General features: G+C 70.3%; 16 protein-coding genes. 5 read left to right on the top strand and 11 right to left on the bottom strand.

The features are described 5' to 3' along the window. Nucleotides 1–237 precede the first annotated feature (237 nt). The 10 genes from ACZ39I_RS05440 to uvrC form a co-directional block, all read right to left on the bottom strand. Nucleotides 238–573: an RNA polymerase-binding protein RbpA gene (locus ACZ39I_RS05440; protein WP_010352468.1), complete on the bottom strand. Its 336-nt coding sequence runs from the start codon at nucleotides 571–573 to the stop codon at nucleotides 238–240. A 214-nt stretch (nucleotides 574–787) separates the two neighbouring features. Then, nucleotides 788–1018 (bottom strand): preprotein translocase subunit SecG, encoded by a 231-nt coding sequence (gene secG, locus ACZ39I_RS05435; protein ID WP_031057628.1) that lies wholly within the window; start codon nucleotides 1016–1018, stop codon nucleotides 788–790. A 103-nt stretch (nucleotides 1019–1121) separates the two neighbouring features. After that, a complete protein-coding gene (gene tpiA, locus ACZ39I_RS05430; RefSeq protein WP_467242932.1) occupies nucleotides 1122–1898 on the bottom strand; it encodes a triose-phosphate isomerase in 777 nt (258 codons plus the stop codon). A 6-nt stretch (nucleotides 1899–1904) separates the two neighbouring features. Then, the gene (locus ACZ39I_RS05425) at nucleotides 1905–3116 is read right to left on the bottom strand and encodes a phosphoglycerate kinase (protein WP_467242931.1); all 1212 of its coding nucleotides are present in this window, start codon (nucleotides 3114–3116) and stop codon (nucleotides 1905–1907) included. A gap of 122 nt (nucleotides 3117–3238) precedes the next feature. Beyond that, nucleotides 3239–4249 (bottom strand): type I glyceraldehyde-3-phosphate dehydrogenase, encoded by a 1011-nt coding sequence (gap, locus tag ACZ39I_RS05420; RefSeq protein ID WP_007381239.1) that lies wholly within the window; start codon nucleotides 4247–4249, stop codon nucleotides 3239–3241. Between the two features lie 214 nt (nucleotides 4250–4463). Further along, nucleotides 4464–7415, bottom strand: a complete 2952-nt coding sequence (locus ACZ39I_RS05415) for a M14 family metallopeptidase (protein WP_467242930.1) — start codon at nucleotides 7413–7415, stop codon at nucleotides 4464–4466. A gap of 167 nt (nucleotides 7416–7582) precedes the next feature. Continuing rightward, nucleotides 7583–8572 (bottom strand): DNA-binding protein WhiA, encoded by a 990-nt coding sequence (whiA, locus tag ACZ39I_RS05410; RefSeq protein WP_352390571.1) that lies wholly within the window; start codon nucleotides 8570–8572, stop codon nucleotides 7583–7585. After that, a complete protein-coding gene (locus ACZ39I_RS05405; RefSeq protein WP_403657893.1) occupies nucleotides 8563–9630 on the bottom strand; it encodes a gluconeogenesis factor YvcK family protein in 1068 nt (355 codons plus the stop codon). Before ACZ39I_RS05405 ends, whiA begins: the two co-directional genes overlap by 10 nt. Further along, on the bottom strand, nucleotides 9627–10586 hold the full coding sequence (gene rapZ / locus ACZ39I_RS05400) for an RNase adapter RapZ (protein WP_467242929.1): 960 nt from the start codon (nucleotides 10584–10586) through the stop codon (nucleotides 9627–9629). Before rapZ ends, ACZ39I_RS05405 begins: the two co-directional genes overlap by 4 nt. Continuing rightward, nucleotides 10583–12637 (bottom strand): excinuclease ABC subunit UvrC, encoded by a 2055-nt coding sequence (gene uvrC, locus ACZ39I_RS05395; protein ID WP_467242928.1) that lies wholly within the window; start codon nucleotides 12635–12637, stop codon nucleotides 10583–10585. Before uvrC ends, rapZ begins: the two co-directional genes overlap by 4 nt. A gap of 92 nt (nucleotides 12638–12729) precedes the next feature. On the opposite strand from uvrC, the gene ACZ39I_RS05390 reads away from it, so the two are divergent. The 4 genes from ACZ39I_RS05390 to ACZ39I_RS05375 all read left to right on the top strand — a co-directional run bounded on the left by ACZ39I_RS05390 (nucleotide 12730) and on the right by ACZ39I_RS05375 (nucleotide 16724). Continuing rightward, on the top strand, nucleotides 12730–13356 hold the full coding sequence (locus tag ACZ39I_RS05390) for a maleylpyruvate isomerase N-terminal domain-containing protein (protein ID WP_467242927.1): 627 nt from the start codon (nucleotides 12730–12732) through the stop codon (nucleotides 13354–13356). 289 nt (nucleotides 13357–13645) lie between these two features. Beyond that, nucleotides 13646–14626, top strand: a complete 981-nt coding sequence (locus ACZ39I_RS05385; protein ID WP_467242926.1) for a hypothetical protein — start codon at nucleotides 13646–13648, stop codon at nucleotides 14624–14626. A gap of 113 nt (nucleotides 14627–14739) precedes the next feature. After that, nucleotides 14740–15816, top strand: coding sequence for a LacI family DNA-binding transcriptional regulator (locus tag ACZ39I_RS05380; protein ID WP_467242925.1), 1077 nt, complete (start codon nucleotides 14740–14742; stop codon nucleotides 15814–15816). Continuing rightward, nucleotides 15813–16724 (top strand): carbohydrate kinase family protein, encoded by a 912-nt coding sequence (locus ACZ39I_RS05375; RefSeq protein ID WP_467242924.1) that lies wholly within the window; start codon nucleotides 15813–15815, stop codon nucleotides 16722–16724. Before ACZ39I_RS05380 ends, ACZ39I_RS05375 begins: the two co-directional genes overlap by 4 nt. Before the next feature lie 144 nt (nucleotides 16725–16868). Here the strand turns inward: ACZ39I_RS05375 and uvrA are convergent, their stop codons facing one another. Further along, the gene (uvrA, locus tag ACZ39I_RS05370) at nucleotides 16869–19907 is read right to left on the bottom strand and encodes an excinuclease ABC subunit UvrA (protein ID WP_467242923.1); all 3039 of its coding nucleotides are present in this window, start codon (nucleotides 19905–19907) and stop codon (nucleotides 16869–16871) included. 224 nt (nucleotides 19908–20131) lie between these two features. Here uvrA and ACZ39I_RS05365 point away from each other — a divergent pair, with 224 nt between their 5' ends. Beyond that, a complete protein-coding gene (locus ACZ39I_RS05365; RefSeq protein ID WP_467242922.1) occupies nucleotides 20132–20818 on the top strand; it encodes a maleylpyruvate isomerase family mycothiol-dependent enzyme in 687 nt (228 codons plus the stop codon). Nucleotides 20819–20825: the final 7 nt, after the last annotated feature.

The raw sequence follows: 20825 nt of genomic DNA, 5'->3' as shown, positions 1-20825 counted from the left end.
ACAGTTGTGCGGGCGCTCATCGCGGTCGCGTCCCCCGCGGTGCCCGCGCCCGGCCGGTGGCCGGCAGCGCCGCGCCCGCGATCAGGGCATCCATCAGAAGGCCACGGCAGCACGTCAGCGAAAGCCGAGAGCACGGCGGCACTCCACAGCCGTCCGAAGCCCCTGACCATCGGCCGGGCCGCGGCTGTGAAACCGCTCCGTCCAGGCACCCCTCGGTGCCCGGCCGGTTCTCGACTCCTAGATCTCGCCCCGCAGTTTGGCGAGCGCCTCGGCGAGGATCGCCTCGCCGTCCGCGTCGCTGCGCCGCTCCCGTACGTACGCGAGGTGCGTCTTGTACGGCTCGGTGCGCGGCGGGGCCGGCGGGTTGTCCCGGTCCTGCCCGGCGGGAAAGCCGCAGCGCGGGCAGTCCCAGGTATCGGGGACCTGCGCGTCGCTGGCGAAGCTGGGCTGCGTCTCGTGCCCGTTGGAGCACCAGAAGGAGATGCGCAGACGGGGCGCGGACTCGCCCCGCTCGGCTTCGCCCATCGGCCCCGCCCCGACCCGGCTACCTCGGATCGCGTTGCCACTTGCCACGGTCGTAACTCCCTGCGTGATGGTGCCGCGAAGCGAGTCGACGTGTCGCTTCGTTGCGAGCGCCTCAGTCTACGTAAGGCCCAACGCGCGTCCAGTGATTGGAGTTACAGCTCCCACACCTAGACGCAAGCCCCATGATAGGCCGCGCTCAGGTGCGCGTACCGAACATGGGGCCTTACGTGCGGAATGGACGTGCTGTGTGTGGCGTGACCGCTCAGCTGTTCGTCTTCATGAGGAGACCGAGCACGATAATGCACGCGAACCAGAGCAGACCGACCACGATGGTGATCCGGTCGAGGTTGCGCTCGGCGACCGAGGAACCACCGACGGACGACTGCATGCCGCCACCGAACATGTCGGAGAGGCCGCCGCCCTTGCCCTTGTGCATGAGCACCAGCAGCATCATCAGGCCGCTGAAGATGATCAGGGCGATCGAGAACCCCATAACCACGGCTGGACCAACTCTCTCGGATTCGGGTGAACGACGGGGGCACGGCCTTCAGGGCCATGCCCCCGCAAGGGTACGACGGATCGCCGCTAGGGCCTACTCACTGGTCCCGGAAGCGCACGATCTTGACGAACTCTTCGGCGTCCAGCGAGGCACCGCCGACCAGGGCGCCGTCGATGTCGGCCTGCGCCATGATCTCGGCGACGTTGCCGGACTTGACGGAGCCGCCGTACTGGATGCGGACCTGGTCGGCCAGCTCCTGCGAGTACAGCTCGGCGAGCTTGCCGCGGATGGCGGCGCAGACCTCCTGGGCGTCCTCGGCGCCGCAGACCTTGCCGGTGCCGATGGCCCAGACGGGCTCGTAGGCGATGACGACGGACTCGGCCTGCTCGGCCGGGAGGTCCTTGAGGCCGCCCTCGACCTGGGCGAGGGTGTGGGAGACGTGGTTGCCCGCCTCGCGGACGTCCAGCTCCTCGCCGACGCACAGGATCGGGGTGAGGCCGTGCTTGTAGGCGGCCTTGACCTTGGCGTTGACGATCTCGTCGGTCTCGGCGTGGTACTGGCGGCGCTCGGAGTGGCCGACCGCCACGTAGGTGCACTTCAGCTTGGCCAGCATCGAACCGGAGATCTCGCCGGTGTAGGCGCCCGAGTCGTGCGCCGAGAGGTCCTGGGCACCGTACTTGATCTTGAGCTTGTCGCCGTCGACCAGGGTCTGCACGGAGCGCAGGTCGGTGAAGGGCGGCAGGACGGCGACCTCGACGGCCTCGTAGTCCTTGTCCGCGAGGGCGAAAGCGAGCTTCTGGACGTGCGCGATGGCCTCGAGGTGGTTGAGGTTCATCTTCCAGTTGCCCGCCATGATCGGCGTGCGAGTGGTCATGCGGGGTCAGTCCTCCAGTGCGGCGAGGCCGGGGAGCGTCTTGCCCTCGAGGTATTCCAGGGAGGCGCCGCCACCGGTCGAGATGTGGCCGAATGCGTTCTCGTCGAAGCCCAGGATGCGGACGGCCGCGGCGGAGTCGCCACCGCCGACGACCGTGAAGGCCGAGGAGTCGAGGAGAGACTGGGCGACCGCCTTGGTGCCCTCGGCGAATTCGGGGTGCTCGAAGACGCCCATCGGGCCGTTCCAGAAGACGGTGGCGGCGTCGGTGATCTTCGAGGCGTACAGCTTGCCGGACGCCGGGCCGATGTCCAGGCCCATCCGGTCGGCCGGGATGGCGTCCGCGGCGACGGTGGTGGCGTCGGCCGGGGCCTTGGTCTTCAGGTCCGGGAACGCGGGGGCGACCACGGCGTCGACCGGCAGGACCAGCTCGACACCGGTCTTCTCGGCGCGCTCGATGTACTCCAGGACCGCCGGGATCTGGTCCTCCTGGAGGAGGGAGGCGCCCACCTCGTGGCCCTTGGCCTTGAGGAAGGTGAAGGCCATGCCGCCGCCGATGAGGATGCGGTCGGCCTTGCCGAGCAGCTGGTCGATGACGGCGAGCTTGTCGGAGACCTTGGCGCCGCCGAGCACGACCACGTAGGGCCGCTGGACCTCGTCGGTGAGCTTCTTCAGGACGCCGACCTCGGTGGCGATCAGGTGGCCGGCGTAGTGCGGCAACCGGGCCGGCAGGTCGAAGACGGAGGCGTGCTTGCGGTGCACCGCGCCGAAGCCGTCACCGACGTAGACGTCGGCGAGGGCGGCCAGCTGGTCCGCGAAGGCACCGCGCTCGGCGTCGTCCTTGGCGGTCTCGCCGGCGTTGAAGCGGAGGTTCTCGACGACCGCGACCTGGCCGTCGGCGAGGTCCGCGACCGTGGCGGTGGCCGACTCGCCCACCGTGTCGGTCGCGAAGGCCACGGAGGCGCCCAGGAGTTCACCGAGACGGGCGGCGGCCGGGGCGAGGGAGAAGGCCGGGTCCGGGGCGCCCTTGGGGCGGCCCAGGTGGGAGGCGACGACCACGCGGGCGCCCGCCTCGGCGAGGGCCTTCACGGTCGGCAGAACGGCGCGGATCCGGCCGTCGTCGGTGATGGTGGTGCCGTCCAGCGGCACGTTGAGGTCGGCGCGGACGAAGACCCGCTTGCCGGCCACGCCTTCGGCGAGCAGTTCGTCGATCGTCTTCATGAAGGGGACTCCTGAGGAGGGCTCTGGATCGAAGGAAAGCTGATCACGTGAGTCAGGGCTCGGGCAACGCGTCCTCGCGCTGCCCGAGCCCTGCTCACACACCTAGGTGCCTGATCGGTCGATCAGAGCTGGTTGCCGACGAAGACCGTGAGGTCGACGAGGCGGTTGGAGTAGCCCCACTCGTTGTCGTACCAGCCGAGGATCTTCACCGTGTTGCCCTCCTGGACCATGGTCAGGGAGGAGTCGAAGGTGCAGGACGACGGGTCGCCGACGATGTCCGAGGAGACGATCGGGTCCTCGGTGTAGGTCAGGAAGCCCTTGAGGTCGCCGTCGTCGGAGGCCTTCTTGAACGCGGCGTTGACCTCGTCCTTGGTGACCTCGCGCTGCAGCGTCACGACCAGGTCGGTGGCCGAGCCGGTCGGGACCGGGACGCGCATCGCGATGCCGTCCAGCTTGCCCTTGAGCTGCGGGAGCACCAGCGCGGTGGCCTTGGCGGCACCCGTCGTGGTCGGGATGATGTTCTCGGCGGCGGCGCGGGCGCGGCGCAGGTCCGAGTGCGGGAAGTCCAGGATCCGCTGGTCGTTCGTGTAGGCGTGCACCGTCGTCATCAGGCCCTTGACGATGCCGAAGTTCTCGTCCAGAACCTTGGCCATCGGCGCCACACAGTTGGTGGTGCAGGAGGCGTTGGAGATGACGTGGTGGTTGGCCGCGTCGTACTTGTCCTGGTTGACGCCCATCACGATGGTGATGTCCTCGTCCTTGGCCGGAGCCGAGATGAGGACCTTCTTGGCGCCGCCGGCGATGTGCTTCTCGGCGTCGGCCTTCTTCGTGAAGATGCCGGTCGACTCGATGACGATGTCGACGCCGAGGTCGCCCCACGGGATGTCGGCGGGGTTGCGCTCGGAGAGCACCTTGATGGTGTGACCGTCGACGGTGATCGTGTCGGCGGTGTGCGACACCTCGGCCTTCAGGCGGCCCAGGATGGTGTCGTACTTGAGCAGGTGAGCGGTGGTCGCGGTGTCACCCAGGTCGTTGACAGCCACGATCTCGATGTCAGCACCCTGCTCCAGCAGCGCGCGGAAGTAGTTACGACCGATGCGGCCAAAGCCGTTGATGCCTACGCGGATCGTCACGAAACCGATCTCCTCGTTGGTACGCCGGGTTCGAATCCGGCGAGCTGTATGGGATGTCCCCGACCACCCCCGACCCTACCTCCCTGAGCCCGGCGGAGTGACATCGAGATGCCCCATACACGGCAGGGCGGTCCGTACCCGCCAGTAGGGGTACGGACCGCCCCGGACCGCAAGCTCCGGTCACCCGGAACGACCGCGTCGGGTCATCCCGGGTTCACCCGCCGATGGCCGCGAGCGCCTTGGTGAGAAGTGCCGTGCGGTCGGCCGCCGCGGTGACGTGCTCCAGGCCGAAGCCCAGCAGCACGGTGTCGTCCGTGGTGACCGCGCCGTACGTCTTGAACAGCTCTCCGACGCGCCCCCAGTCCTTCACGACCGCGGGGCTGCCCGCGGGCGGTCCGGGCACGCTCCACGCGCCGAGCGAGGTCTCGAAGCCCTCGGTCTCCACGGCCTGGCCGCCGATGACCACGGACGCGTTGTCGGCGAGGACACCGCGTCCGCCGGAGCCCGGGTCGGTGATGTAGCTGAGGGAGACCTCGACCTTCTTGCCCGCGTACGCGGAGAGGTCGAAGGAGACCTCCTGCCAGCCGGCCGACGCTCCGGTCAGGCTGTTCCACCGGCCGCTGGTGCCGGAGGCCGTGCAGCCGTCGGCGCCCTGCGTCAGATACCGCTTGAGCGCGGGGTGGGCGGCGATGAAGAACCCGGCCTCGCACTCGGCGGGTACGGCGTTGCTGGTGGCGCCGTTCTTCTCCGGGAGCGTGGTCCAGTCGTCGGCACCGGCGGTGTGCGCCTCCAGGACGGCGTGGTCGTAGCCCTCCTCGGTGTCCCACAGCAACCGGGTGCGCAGGGTGGGTGCCTGCGCGGCGGTGACCTGGGTGAGGTCGACGGTGCGGGTGAGGCGGTTCCAGGCGTAGTCGCTGTGCGTGACGGCCGCCATGGAGGCACCCTCGTACGGTCCGTACGGGTTGGGCGTGCCGGGGTAGGTGCCGGCTCCCGCGCTGGTGAACTGCGGGAAGGTCGCCGCGGGCAGGTTGTCCGAGGTGACGCTGAAGGATCCGGCGGCGTCCAGCGGGTTGCCGGGGGCGGCGCCGAGGCTCGCGCCGGCTCCGGAGAGCTTGCCGGTGCCCTGGAAGGCGGTGGCGCCCGGCAGAGTCGTACGGGTGTAGGCGCCCAGGTAGTACTGGCTGAAGTCGTTCGACAGGGTGCCGCCGCCCAGGTCGACGCTGCCGCCTGCCCGCTCGCCCGCCTCGATCAGCTTGCCGCCCTCGTTCAGGAAGGCGCGCAGCTGGAGCTGGGTGGGGTTGCCCGGGACGCTCGCGCCCGTGTAGTGGACGACGGTTTTGAAGTGGTCCAGCACGCCGAGTGCGTCGGGCGCGCCCTGCGTGGCGACGTTCCAGACGATCGCCTTGCGTCCGGCCGCCTTCAGCGCGTCCACGTACGTCTGCGCCTGTGCGGCGGTCGCGCCCTCCTCGGCGACCACGAGCACGTCCGCGCGGGGCCGCTCGGCCACGGTGTAGGTGAAGTGCGCGCTGGAGGTGGGCTTTTTGCCCTTCGTCCGGCCGGTGAACCAGACCTCGACCTTGTCGCCGGGATCGCCGTCGGGGACCTTGGCCCGGTACTCGTCGAAGTACAGGTTGTCCTCACCGCCGTACGTCTCGCCGCCCTTCCAGGCCCTGAGTGTCCTGTCCTTGGTACGGCCGCCGTTGACGCGGTACTTGAGCTCCTTGTCGCCCACCGACTTGCGGACGACGACGGAGACCTCCTGGTCGGCGCCGCGCGAGTAGGACGTGGTGAACGTCTTCGGGGTGAAGTCGGCGGCCTTCAGGCCGAGCGAGGATTTCGGCTGGTCGGGCCTCGCCGCGGACTCGGCGACGGAGAGCGCGAAGGGGACGTTCTTCTCGAACTCCTGCTGGATCAGCTTCTCGTCGTCCGGGAAGTTGAAGACCGACTGGCAGTCCGCCGCGTTCCACTGGTCGTTCGGGTCGAGGTCCGAGGCGGTCTGGCAGGTCGACATCTCGGGGGTGTACATCGCCAGGCCGTTGACGTTCGACGCGTGGCCGTCCGCCTCGCCGTTGGTGGTGTACAGCTCCGAGGAGACCTGTGGACGGTAGCCGGGGATCGCGGAGTTGTCCGGGGTGCCGGCGAGCGCCTTGTACATGACGTCGTCGGGCGTGTCGGTGGCCACCTGCCAGCCGACGCCGTAGAGGAGGAGTTCGGCGGCGGAGTGGTAGTTGATGCCGTACGTGAAGCCGATCCGCTTCTCGAAGGCGTCCAGCGCCTTGGTCTCGGGCTCCGAGGACGGGGCCGTGCCGCGGTAGGTCTCGCTGGTGGGGTTGGGGGACGAACCCTCGTTGTCGTAGCCCCACTTGTAGGAGAAGTTGCGGTTGAGGTCGACGCCGTCGCCGACGGCGATGGTGCCGTCGCCGTTGTTGTCGTGCAGGTTCTTGCGCCACAGGCGGTTGTCGTCGTGTCGGAAGGTGTAGTCGTAGCCGTCGGGGTTGGCCGACAGGACGAACCACAGCTCGGTGGAGTCGACGATCTTCTTGAGGCGCTTGTCGGTCCGGTAACCGTCCACGTAGTGGTGGAGCAGCCGCCTGGTCATCTCCGGCGTGATCCACTCGCGCGCGTGCTGGTTGGACATGTAGAGGACGGCGGGCTTGGCGCCGTCCTTGGACTTCTTCGCGTTCTTGGTCAGTTTGAGCGCGAGGATGTCCTGGCCGTTGACGGTCTTGCCGATGGAGACGACCTTGGTGAGGCCGGGGTTGGCGCGGGCCGTCGCGAGGATCTCCTCCCGGAGCCCGCCGCTTCCGCTGTACGGCCGGAACACGCCCTCGGCGGCCTTGTCCACGCGCGCCTCGGCCTTGGCGGTCAGGGTGTGCTCGGTGAGCTCGACACCCTGCCCTTCGAGCTTGTGGGCCTCCTGGTCGGTCAGGTAGACCTCGACGGTCGCGGTGCCCTTCGCGGGCACCTGCTCGCTCAGTTCGTGGCCGTCCTGCCCGGCCGCCAGCAGCAGGGGTACCTGCCCGCTGGTGACCTCGGCGCGGAAGACCTTGACTTCGTTCGGATCAGGAGAACTGGCGCTCTGCGCGGCCTGGGCGACGGGCGCGAGGCCCGCGCCGCCGAGCAGGAGCGCGCCAACGGCGAGGATCGGTCTCGCTCTTCGTCTCATGAGCCCCCCTTGCGGTGGTCCGCCACAGCAGCGAACAGATGCCAGGCTCATGACAGTTCATGATCCAGTCAAGGGTGCCTCACGGATGCGTAAACGCCGGCGCGGGACACGCGAACGCCGGTGCCGACCAACCAAGTGGGCGTCGGCACCGGCGAGGTGAGGAAGGGTCAGCCGACCAGGTTGTCGGCCATCTCCTCGGTGATGCTGGATTCCGTGCCTGGGATGCCGAGGTCGGAGGCGCGCTTGTCGGCCATGGCCAGCAGCCGGCGGATCCGGCCGGCGACGGCGTCCTTGGTCAGCGGCGGGTCGGCGAGCGCGCCCAGCTCCTCGAGGGATGCCTGCTTGTGGTCCATGCGCAGTCGGCCCGCGGCCGCGAGATGCTCGGGCACGTCGTCGCCGAGGATCTCCAGGGCGCGCTGGACGCGGGCGCCGGCGGCGACGGCAGCCCGCGCGGAGCGGCGCAGGTTGGCGTCGTCGAAGTTGGCAAGACGGTTCGCCGTGGCCCGCACCTCGCGGCGCATCCGGCGCTCCTCCCAGGCGAGCACCGACTCGTGGGCGCCCAGCCGGGTGAGCAGCGCACCGATCGCGTCGCCGTCCCGGACGACCACGCGGTCCACGCCGCGGACCTCTCGGGCCTTCGCGGGAATCTGGAGGCGGCGGGCGGCACCGACCAGGGCGAGCGCGGCCTCCGGTCCCGGGCAGGTCACCTCCAGGGACGAGGAGCGGCCGGGCTCGGTGAGCGAGCCGTGCGCCAGGAAGGCTCCGCGCCAGGCGGCCTCGGCGTCACAGGTGGCACCGGAGACGACCTGCGGGGGCAGCCCCCGGATCGGGCGGCCCCGGCCGTCGACCAGGCCGGTCTGGCGGGCCAGCTGGTCACCGCCGGCCACGACCCGGACGACGTAGCGCGAACCGCGGCGCAGTCCGCCCGGTGCCATCACGATCAGTTCGGAGCTGTGACCGAAGATCTCCAGGATGTCCCGCTTGAGTCTGCGGGCCGCCATCGCGGTGTCCAGCTCCGCCTCGATCACAATGCGCCCGCTCACCAGGTGGAGGCCGCCGGCGAACCGCAGGATGGCGGAGACCTCCGCCTTTCTGCAGCAGGTCCGGGTGACGGGGAGCCGGGAGATCTCGTCCTTCACCGCTGCCGTCATCGCCATGGGCCGATCCTTCCATGCATCCGAAAAATACGGTCGTACGCGGCGGCCAACAGCTCCGGGTCGTGCCTCGGGGTCCCGTCGGGCCGGGCCACCGGCGCCAGCTCGACCGCGGCGCCGAACCGCTTGGCGGCATCGGTCAGGGAATCGCGGTCGGGCACGGCGGCCTGGTCGGCCAGCACCACGTCCAGGGCGAGTTTAGGGGCGTGTCGTCCCAAAACCTCCAAATGACGCTGCGGGGAGAAGCCATCGGTTTCTCCCGGCTGCGGTGCGAGGTTCAGGGAGAGTACCCGGCGCGCCTTCGTCTGGGTGAGGGCGTCCAGGAGTTCGGGCACCAGCAGGTGCGGGATGACCGAGGAGAACCAGGAGCCGGGGCCGAGGACCACCCAGTCCGCGTCCCGGACCGCCTCCAGCACCTCGGGGACAGCCGGCGGGTCGTGCGGCACCACGTGCACCGACTGCACCTCGCCCGGGGTCAGGGCCACCGTCGCCTGTCCCCGTACGGTCTCCACGTCCTCGGGCCGGTCCGGGTCGTGCCCCTTGACCAGGGCCTGGAGCTCCAGGGGTACGGCGGACATGGGCAGCACGCGCCCTTGCGCGCCCAGGAGTCTGCCGACCAGGTCGAGGGCCTGGACGTGGTCGCCGAGCTGCTCCCACAGGGCGACGATCAGCAGATTGCCGACCGCGTGTTCGTGCAGGTCGCCCTTGGACTGGAAGCGGTGCTGGATGACCCGGGCCCAGGTCTGGCCCCACTCGTCGTCACCGCACAGCGCGGCCAGCGCCTTGCGCAGGTCGCCGGGCGGCAGCACGCCCAGCTCGTCCCGCAGGCGCCCGCTGGAGCCGCCGTCGTCGGCCACGGTGACGACGGCGGTGAGGTCGCCGGTGATCCGGCGCAGGGCGGCCAGCGAGGCGGACAGGCCCATGCCGCCGCCGAGCGCCACCACCTTGGGCTGGGCACCCCGCCGGCGGGGCCGGGCGCCGCGGGTCTCGACGGTCCGGGTCGCCCGCCCTTCGGGAACGACCCGGCGCAGCCTGCTCAGCCGCGGACTACGTGCGGTCATTCCCGTCCCATGTCCCGGTGTACGACCACCGTCTCCACACCCTCGGCCGCGAGGCGCGCGGCGAGCTTCTCCGACGTGGCGACCGAGCGGTGCTTGCCGCCGGTGCAGCCGATGGCGATGGTCACGTACCGCTTGCCCTCGCGGCGGTAGCCGGCCGCGATGAGGCGCAGCAGCTCGGCGTAGCGGTCGAGGAACTCCTTGGCGCCGGGCTGGTTGAAGACGTACGCCGAGACCTCCTCGTTGAGGCCGGTGAAGGGGCGCAGCTCCGGGACCCAGTGCGGGTTGGGCAGGAACCGCATGTCCGCGACCAGGTCGGCGTCGACCGGGAGGCCGTACTTGAAGCCGAAGGACATGACGGTGGCGCGGAGCTCGGGCTCCTCCTCGCCGGCGAACTGGGCGTCCATCTTGGCGCGCAGCTGGTGCACGTTGAGGCTGGAGGTGTCGATGACCAGGTCGGCGTCGCCGCGCAGCTCGCGCAGGAGCTCGCGCTCGGCGTCGATGCCGTCGACGATGCGGCCGTCGCCCTGCAGGGGGTGCGGGCGGCGCACGGACTCGAAGCGGCGCACCAGGGCCTCGTCGGAGGACTCCAGGAAGACGATCCGCCGGGTGACGTGCTTGGCCTCCAGGTCGGCGAGGGACTCGCGGAGGTTGTCGAAGAAGCGCCGGCCGCGGACGTCGACGACCACCGCGATCCGGGCGACATTGCCCTGGGAGCGGGCGCCGAGCTCCACCATGGTGGGGATCAGCGCGGGCGGGAGGTTGTCGACGACGAACCAGCCGAGGTCCTCGAGACACTTCGCGGCGGTGGAGCGGCCGGCACCGGACATGCCCGAGATGATCACCAGCTCGGGGATGGCCGCCTCCGGGACTCCGGCCGCGTCGAGGGGCGCACCCGGGTTCACCTGTGCGTCGTCTCCGCTCTGGCCCTGTTGTTCTTCGTGCTCGTTCACATTCATGTCTCCTGCCCCCGTCGTTCGTCCGGGGCACCCGCCGTCACGGGGTCCCCGCCGGAACCCGTGGTGCCGGGTTCCTCCTCATCCATGATCTCTCCAGTCGCCGTGTTCACGGCGGGCGCGGCCGGGGCCGCCTGGGCGAGGGCCACGGCGATCGTCTCGGCCGTCTTGCGGCCTATGCCGGGGACCTCGCAGATCTGGTCGATGGTGGCGGATCGTAGTTTCTTCAAGGACCCGAAATGTTTCAGCAGGGCCTGCTTGCGTGTGTCCCCGAGACCGGGGACGTCGTCGAGCCGGCTCGACCGGAAGCGCTGGGCCCGCTTGGTGCGCTGGTAGGTGATCGCGAAGCGGTGGGCCTCGTCACGGACCCGCTGGAGAAGGTACAGGCCTTCGCTGGTGCGGGGCAGCACGACCGGGTCGTCGTCGCCCGGCAGCCAGACCTCCTCCAGGCGCTTGGCGAGGCCGCAGACGGCGATGTCGTCGATGCCGAGCTCGTCCAGGGCCTTCTTCGCGGCGGCGACCTGGGGCTGTCCGCCGTCGACGACGACGAGCTGGGGCGGGTAGGCGAACTTCTTGGGGCGGCCGTCGTCGTCCTTGAGGCCGTTCTCGGTGGTGCCTTCCTCGGGGAGGTCGTCCACCCACTCGCCCGTCTTCTCCTTCTCGGCGAGGTAGCGCCGGAAGCGACGGGAGATCACCTCGTGCATGGACCGGACGTCGTCCTGTCCGGCGAACCCCTTGATCTGGAAGCGGCGGTACTCGCTCTTGCGCTGGAGTCCGTCCTCGAAGACGACCATGGAAGCGACCACGTCGTCGCCCTGGAGGTGGGAGATGTCGTAGCACTCGATCCTGAGCGGTGCGCTGTCCAGGTCGAGGGCCTCGGCGATCTCCTCCAGCGCACGCGAGCGCGTGGTCAGGTCGGAGGCGCGCTTGGTCTTGTGGAGCACGAGGGCCTGCTGCGCGTTGCGCTGCACGGTCTCCATGAGGGCCTTCTTGTCGCCGCGCTGCGGGATGCGCAGGGAGACCCCCGAGCCGCGGCGCTCGGTCAGCCACTCCTGGACCGGCTCGACCGGCTCGGGCAGGGCCGGGACGAGGACCTCCTTGGGGACCGAGTCGCCCTTCTCCTCGCCGTAGAGCTGCTGGAGGGCGTGCTCGACGAGGGCGCCGGTGGTGATCTCCTCGACCTTGTCGGTGACCCAGCCGCGCTGTCCGCGCACGCGTCCGCCGCGCACGTGGAAGATCTGGACGGCGGCCTCCAGCTCGTCCTCGGCGACCGCGATCAGGTCGGCGTCGGTCGCGTCGGCGAGCACGACGGCGCTCTTCTCCATGGCCTTCTTCAGGGCCCCGATGTCGTCGCGCAGCCGGGCCGCCCGCTCGTACTCCATCTCCTCGGCGGCGTCCGTCATCTGCTTCTCCAGACGGCGGATGTAGGTGCCGGTGCGGCCGGCCATGAAGTCGCAGAACTCCTCGGCGAGGTCGCGGTGTTCGTCGGCGGAGACGCGGTCGACGCAGGGTGCCGAACACTTGCCGATGTAGCCGAGGAGGCAGGGGCGGCCGGTGCGGGTGGCGTTCTTGAAGACGCCGGCGGAGCAGGTGCGGACGGGGAAGACGCGCAGCAGGAGGTCGACGGTGTCGCGGATCGCCCACGCGTGCCCGTAGGGCCCGAAGTACCTCACGCCCTTGCGTTTGTGGCCGCGCATCACCTGCACGCGCGGGAACTCCTCGTTCATCGTCACCGCGAGGTACGGGTAGCTCTTGTCGTCGCGGTACTTGACGTTGAACCGGGGGTCGAACTCCTTGATCCAGGAGTACTCCAGCTGGAGGGCCTCGACCTCCGTGGACACCACCGTCCACTCCACGGACGCGGCCGTGGTCACCATGGTGCGAGTGCGGGGGTGCAGGCTCGCCAGGTCCTGGAAGTAGTTCGCCAGGCGCTGGCGCAGGCTCTTCGCCTTTCCGACGTAGATCACCCGGCGGTGCTCGTCGCGGAACCTGTACACCCCGGGAGTGTCCGGGATCTCCCCGGGTTTGGGGCGGTAGCTGGAGGGGTCGGCCATGTCTCACACCCTACTGGCGAGGGCTGACAGTCCGGTGAGCCTGTGGACAACGGCCGGTGGCCACGCATCGGGCCGGCCGCTGGCCTCCCGGGATGATCTCCGCCTTTCTCGACACCGCCGAGGTCGCGTCCGGGCTGCTGCGTTCGCCGGTACTGGCCGAACGCTGGGAGCGGCCGAGTGCACTGGACCGTTTCCGGATCAGCGGCCTGGCCGGCCATCTGGCCCGAGCCGTTCTCAACGTCGAGCACTGGCTCGCCTCGCCACCCCCCTCGGACCGGACTCCCGTTGACGCGGTCACGTACTTCCTGGCCGGTGTCGGCCCGGCGCCGGATCCGGACGACGCGGTGCCGCTGCGGATCCGTGAGCTGGGCGAGCAGGAGGCGGCCGGTGGGCCCGACGCCCTGGCCGAGGCGTTCGACACCGCTCGTGCCCGACTCGCGGCGCAGTTGCCGGCCATGCCGTCCGACCGGCCCGTCGGTGTGTTCGCCCACGTCCTGCCGCTCGACCAGTGCCTGCTCACCCGTCTCGTGGAACTCGTGGTCCACCTCGACGACCTGGCCGTCAGTCTGGCGGTCCCCACGCCGTCGGTGCCCGCCGAGGCCTCCGCCGCGGTCACCGACTGCCTCACCCGTATCGCCGTGGCCCGTCACGGCTTCCTTCCGGTGCTGCGCGCCCTCGCCCGCCGGGAACGCGCCACCGCTCCGATCACGGCGTTCTGACGCCCGCCTCCGCCGGACGGCCCCTGACTCCCACAGGCGGCGGCCTGTGCCGGCGTTGGAGCGGCCCTCGGCGGCTTCGTGGAACCGGCCTGCAGGCGGCCGGGAGTGCACCACCGTTCGGCGACAGGTGTTGTCGGGACTTGGTCAACACGCTTCAATGCGGAGGAACTCGGGGCCGGGAACGACGGCGTACGGATGTGAAGCCTCCCCGGCACTGCCACGGACGGCCCCGGCATACCCTCGCGAACGGCCTGACCAGCCGCCCGGACCTGCACAGAAAGGCCCCTGCATGCCGCACGCCACACAGCACGCGGACGACGTGAGCGTCGCCGACGCGGAACTGGACTCGGCCCTGCGCGGCGGCCCCTTCCATGTCGCGCTGCGCGCGGCGATCGCCGCGCGGGGGCTGCCGCTCCAGCGTGTCCAGCACCATCTGTCGCGCTACGGGGTCAAGGTCGGTGTCACCAGCCTCAGTTACTGGCAGCAGGGCGCCCGGCGCCCGCAGCGTCCCGAGTCGCTGCGGGCCGTACGGGCGCTGGAGGAGATCCTTCAGCTGCCGGAGGAGTCGCTGATCCGGCTGCTCGCCGAGGACGACGACCGGTCGGCCGCCGAGCGGCCCGCGACCCGCTCCTACCGCTCCCTCCTCGCGGCCTCGGACATTCTCGGACAACTGCTGGGCGAACTGGACGCGCCGCCCGACGGCGGGCTGCACACCCTCGGCCATCACGAACGCATAGGCATCGGGGCGCGCCGCGAGCTGCGCAGCCGCGAGTCGCACCACATCGTGCGCGCCCACCGCGAGGGCGTCGACCGTTTCATCGCCGTCCACCACGGCGACCCGGGGTGCGTGCCGAAGCGCATGACCGTGCACGCCCTGGAGAACTGCCGTACGGGACGCGTGCGTTCGCACCACGACACCGGGGTGCTCGTGGCCGAGCTGCTTCTCGACGCCCGGCTGCGGGCCGGGGACACCTTCCTGTTCCGCTACGGCGTCGAGGACGGCACGGCCGGGGTGTCCCGCGAGTACACGCGCGGCTTCGGCTCGCCCGGCGGGCAGTACGCGCTCCAGGTCCGGTTCGACGAGAACGCCCTGCCGGTGCGCTGCCACCGCTTCGCCCAGCACTCCCCCGCCGCGCCCCGAAGCGGCCGCCAGGAACTGTCCCTCACCGGCCGCCACCACTCGGTCCACCTGATCGAGCCACGGGTGCGGTCGGGGGCCGTGGGGATCGGGTGGGACTGGGAGCAGGGGGCGGTGCCGTCGGACCGGTGACATGACGTAAACGTTTGCGCAAGCGTTTACGTGCACCGCTGAATGGGATACCTTCCCGGCCGTGGGCCACTGTTCCGGTGCCCACAAGGGCGCCGTTCCGGGAGGGGAACCCGATGCCGACCATGGCCGACGTGGCACGCACCGCCGGAGTCTCCGTGGCGACCGTCTCGCACGTCCTCAACGGCACCCGGCCGGTCCTGCCCCACACCCGCCAGGCCGTGCTGGACGCCGTCGACGAGCTCGGCTACACCCCCAACACCCTCGCCCGGTCCCTGGTGACCTCCCGGACCCGCTCCATCGGGCTCGCGGTGTCGGCGATCAGCAATCCGTACTTCACGGAGATCCTCCAGGGCGTCGAGGCGGGCGCGCTGGAACACGGGTACAGCCTGCTCATCGCCGATCCGCACGACGACCCCGTGCACGAGCGCAAGGTCGCCCAGCTGCTCCACGAACGGCGCGTGGACGGCATGATCGTCGCGCCCTCCGCCGACCCGCGCGAGCTCGTGTCCTACCTCGGGCGCCACCAGGTCCCGACGGTGTTCCTGGACCGGGTGATCGACGATGTGGGCGGGAGCGGCCCGCAGCGCTTCGACCAGGTCTGCGCCGAGAACAGCGAGCCGACGGCCGGGCTGGTCACCCACCTCGCCGGACTCGGTCACCGGCGCATCGGCCTGGTGGCCGGCCTGCCCGGCCTGAGCACCACCGCCGAGCGCATCGCCGGATACCGGCAGGGCCTGACCGCCGCCCGCCTCCCCCACGACGATCACCTGATCGTCCACGGCGACTCCGAGGCGGCCGGAGCCGAACGGGCCACCGGCGCCCTGCTCGCCCTGGCTTCGCCGCCCACCGCCCTCGTCACCGCCAACAACGCGATGACCATCGGCACCCTGCGCGCCCTGCGCGAACACGGCCTTTCGGTGCCGGACGACCTGGCCCTGTGCTGCTTCGACGACTTCGCCTGGGCGGACCTGTTCTCGCCCCGGCTCACCGCCATCGCCCAGCCCAGCAGGGAGATCGGCGCGCAGGCGGTCCGTGTGCTGCTGGAACGGCTCGACAGGCCGGACCGGCCTGCCCGGACCGTGCGCCTCGACTGCACGTTCGTGCATCGCACGTCGTGCGGCTGCTCCGACTCCGGACAGCGGGCGCGGCCCTCGCAGCCCTCGCATTCTCAGAAAGGAACGGTTTCGTGATCGTCGTCGCTGGTGAGGCCCTCATCGATCTGGTCCCGCAGGGCACGGGTGCCCTGGCAGGTCTCAAGCCGGCGCTCGGCGGTGGCCCCTACAACACCGCCGTGGCCCTCGGCCGGCTCGGCTCCCCCACCGCCTTCTGTTCGCGCATCTCGTACGACGCCTTCGGCGAGGCCCTGCTCGACGGGCTCCGGGAGGCGGGGGTGGACGTGTCCGCCGTGCAGCGCGGTACGGAGCCGACCACGCTCGCCGTCGCCACGGTCGACACCAACGGCTCGGCCGCCTACTCGTTCTACGTCGACGGCACCGCCGACCGTCTGTTCGCCGCCCCCGCCGAACTTCCCGCCGGTACACGCGCGGTGTCCTTCGGCACCTGCTCGCTCGTCCTGGAGCCGGGGGCGAGCGCCTACGAGGAGCTGCTGCGGACCGCGGCCGCGCAGGGTGTGTTCACCGCGCTCGACCCGAACATCCGGGACGGGCTGATCCCCGACGCGGACGCCTACCGGGCCCGGTTCAAGAGCTGGCTGCCGTCGGTGTCGCTGCTCAAGCTCTCCGAGGAGGACGCGCGGTGGCTGGGCGGCACCCCGCGCGAGTGGCTGGCCGCGGGGCCCTCGGCCGTCGTCGTCACCCAGGGCGGGGAGGGGCTGACCGTGTTCACCCGGGACGGGGCGGTGCTGCCGGTGCCGGGCGAGAAGGTCGACGTCGTGGACACGATCGGCGCGGGCGACACGGTGAACGCCGCCCTGCTGCACGGCCTGGCCGGCCTCGACGCACTGTCCCCGGAGGCGGTCGCCGGCCTGGGGGTCGAGGACTGGGCCCGGCTGCTGCGGTTCGCGGCACGCGCGGCGGCGATCACCTGCTCACGAGCCGGGGCGCAGCCGCCGTACGCGTCCGAGCTGGGCGAGTTGTAGGGCCCGAGAGGGGTATCGGTCCCGTGGGCGGGGCCGTGCGTTGACCCAGGGCTGATGACGGAGCGAGCGGTGCCTCGCGGGGAGTTCCTGCGGGGCACCGCTCCTGTGTGTTCCAGATGTGCTCGGGCTCGCCGCCCGGGCGGCTCAGGCCTTGCGGGCCCGGGTCGTCTTCTTGGCCGGCGTGGCCTTCTTGGTGGCTTCGGCGGCCTTCTTGGTCGCCGTCGTCCTGGCCGTCGCCGTCTTCTTCGCTGTGGACTTGGCGGCGACCGTCTTCTTCGCCGCGGCCGTCTTCCTGGCCGGTGCCTTGCGCGGGGCCTTCACCGAGGTCCCGTCGCTGATCCGGTCGGCGCCGAGGATCTCCCTGAGGAATTTGCCGGTGTGGCTGGCCGGGACTCCGGCGACCTCCTCCGGCGTGCCCTCGGCGACGACGAGACCGCCGCCCGCGCCGCCCTCGGGGCCCATGTCGACGACCCAGTCGGCTGTCTTGATCACATCGAGGTTGTGCTCGATGACGATGACGGTGTTGCCCTTGTCGACCAGGCCGGACAGGACCTTCAGCAGCTTGCTGATGTCCTCGAAGTGCAGACCTGTGGTCGGCTCGTCCAGGACGTAGACGGTACGGCCGGTGGACCGCTTCTGGAGCTCGCTGGCGAGCTTCACGCGCTGGGCCTCGCCACCGGACAGGGTGGTCGCGGCCTGGCCGAGCCGGACGTAGCCGAGGCCGACGTCCTTGAGGGTGTTGAGGTGGCGGGCGATCGCGGGGACGGCCTCGAAGAACTCCGTGGCCTCCTCGATCGGCATGTTCAGGACGTCGGCGATGGACTTGCCCTTGTAGTGGACCTCCAGGGTCTCCCGGTTGTACCGGGCACCGTGGCAGACCTCGCACGGGACGTAGACGTCCGGGAGGAAGTTCATCTCGATCTTGATGGTGCCGTCGCCCGCGCAGTTCTCGCAGCGGCCGCCCTTGACGTTGAAGGAGAAGCGGCCGGGCATGTAGCCGCGGACCTTCGCCTCGGTGGTCTCGGCGAACAGCTTGCGGACGTGGTCGAAGACGCCGGTGTACGTCGCCGGGTTCGATCGCGGGGTGCGGCCGATGGGCGACTGGTCCACGTGCACGACCTTGTCGACGAGGTCGTCGCCGTCCACGCGCGTGTGCCGGCCCGGGACGCTCCTCGCGCCGTTGAGCTCGCGCGCCAGGTGCGTGTACAGGATGTCGTTGACCAGGGTCGACTTTCCGGAGCCCGAGACGCCGGTGACCGCGGTGAACACGCCCAGCGGGAAGGACACGTCGATGTCCTGCAGGTTGTTCTCGCGGGCCCCGTGCACGGTGAGCTGCCGGGACGGGTCCAGGGGCCGCCGGATGTGCGGCAGCGGGATGGCCTTCTTGCCCGACAGGTACTGCCCCGTCTCCGACTCGGCGTTGGCGAGCAGCTCCTTCAGGGAGCCGCTGTGCACGACCTTGCCGCCGTGCTCGCCCGCGCCGGGGCCGATGTCGACGATCCAGTCGGCGACCTTGATGGTGTCCTCGTCGTGCTCGACGACGATGAGGGTGTTGCCCATGTCGCGCAGCCGGACCAGGGTCTCGATGAGGCGGTGGTTGTCGCGCTGGTGCAGACCGATGGACGGCTCGTCGAGGACGTACAGGACGCCGACGAGTCCTGAGCCGATCTGGGTGGCCAGGCGGATGCGCTGGGCCTCGCCGCCGGAGAGGGTGCCGGCCGCGCGGTTCAGCGAGAGGTAGTCCAGGCCGACGTCGACCAGGAACTTCAGCCGCTCGTTGACCTCCTTCAGCACCCGCTCGGCGATCTTCTTGTCACGGGCGCTGAGCTTCAGCTCACCCAGGAAGTCCGCGCAGTCGCTGATGGACATGCCGGAGACCTCGGCGATCGACTTGCCCATGACGGTGACCGCGAGGACGAGCGGCTTCAGACGCGTGCCCTCACAGGTGGGACAGGGCACCTCGCGCATGTAGCCCTCGAAGCGCTCGCGGCTGGCGTCGCTCTCGGACTCGCTGTGCCGGCGCTTGACGAAGGGGACGGCCCCTTCGAAGGGGGTCGTGTAGACCCGCTCGCGGCCGTACCGGTTGCGGTAGCGGACCTCGATCTGCGTCTTGTGACCGTGGAGCAGGGCCTTCTTGGCGCGCTGGGGCAGCCCGGCGAAGGGGATGTCCGTCCGGAAGCCCAGCGCGTCCGCGAGGGCGCCGATCAGACGGCCGAAGTAGTCCTTGGTGTGCCCGTGCGACCAGGGGTGGATGGCGCCCTCGTCGAGGGACTTGTCCTCGTCAGGGATGATCAGCTCGGGGTCGACTTCCATGCGCGTGCCGATGCCGGAGCAGTCGGGGCAGGCGCCGAAGGGCGAGTTGAAGGAGAAGGAACGGGGCTCCAGCTCCTCGAAGGACAGGTCGTCGTACGTGCAGTACAGGTGCTCCGAGAACATGCGCTCGCGCTCGGGGTCGTCCTCGGGGAGGTCGACGAAGTCGAGCACGACCATGCCGCCGGACAGCCCGAGGGCGGTCTCCACCGAGTCGGTGAGACGGCGCTTGGCGGACTCCTTCACCGTGAGGCGGTCGATGACCACCTCGATGGTGTGCTTCTCCTGCTTCTTCAGCGTGGGCGGGTTGGAGAGCTGGACGGTCTCGCCGTCCACCCGCGCGCGGCTGTAACCCTTGGTCTGGAGATCGGCGAAGAGGTCGACGAACTCTCCCTTGCGCTCCCGCACCAGCGGCGAGAGCACCTGGAAGCGGCTGCCCTCCGGCAGCTCCAGGACCCGGTCCACGATGGCCTGCGGCGACTGGCGCGAGATCGGGCGGCCGCACTCGGGGCAGTGCGGCTTGCCGATGCGCGCGAAGAGCAGACGTAGGTAGTCGTAGACCTCGGTGATGGTGCCGACCGTCGAGCGCGGATTGCGCGAGGTCGACTTCTGGTCGATGGAGACCGCGGGCGAGAGGCCCTCGATGAAGTCGACGTCGGGCTTGTCCATCTGCCCGAGGAACTGGCGGGCGTACGAGGAGAGCGACTCCACGTAGCGCCGCTGGCCCTCGGCGAAGATGGTGTCGAAGGCCAGGGAGGACTTGCCCGACCCGGACAGGCCCGTGAAGACGATGAGCGAGTCGCGAGGCAGATCGAGCGAGACGTTCTTCAGGTTGTGCTCGCGCGCGCCACGGACGATGAGACGGTCGGCCACGCCGGTCCGCACCTTTCTTTGAGAGAAGTGACAGGGGCGGGGCCCCCGTGCTTCTTCAGACTAGGGGGAGCCACTGACAACGCCGGTCGGATTCCCGGTTGCATAACAATCCCCGGCCTTCCAGCATGCCCGACGCCGCATCCGACCATATAGCACGTGCATTCGATTTACGGCACAGCTTCACCACCTTCACCCAAAGGTGTGGCGGAGCTAGGGTCAGCAGCATGATTGATCACGCTCATGACCTGGAGTCTGTACGTGGTGCGACCGACCGGCTGCTGACCGCAGCCGCCACCATGGACAACGCGGCCGTGACGCAGTCGTCACGGCTGCCGGGCTGGAGCCGCGGCCATGTCCTCGCGCACCTCTCCCGCAATGCCGACGCCCTGGTGAACGTTCTGCGCGGGCAGCCCATGTACCCCTCCGCGGAAGCGCGCGACGCCGACATCGAGCGCGACGCCCCGCGCCTCCTCGACGCCCAGCTCACCGACCTCCGCGCGAGCGCCGCCCGCTTCGACGAGGTCGCGGCAGCACCTGCGGACTGGTCGCGGACGGTGGAGCTGCGCAACGGGGTCACCGACTCGGCGTCGCGGGTGCCGTTCCGGCGGTGGGTCGAGGTGGAGCTGCATCACGTGGACCTCGGGATCGGGTACGAGCTGGAGGACCTCTCGGAGGAGTTCACGCAACGCGAGATCAACTTCCTGACGGAGCGGTTCCGGGGTCATCCCGAGGTACCCGCGCTCTTCATCCAGGAGGACGACGGCCGCAGGATCCCGACGGGCGGCGCCGGTGATCCCGCGCTCGTCGTCACCGGCCGCCAGGCCGACCTGCTCGGCTGGCTCGCCGGCCGCCGCGACGGCTCGGCACTGACCGTTCACGGCGGCACCCTCCCCTCGCTGCCCCCGCTATAGGCTGCCG

The sequence above is a fragment of the Streptomyces sp. NPDC024687 genome (assembly GCF_055559055.1).
This window is presented reverse-complemented; position numbering and strand designations above follow the sequence as displayed.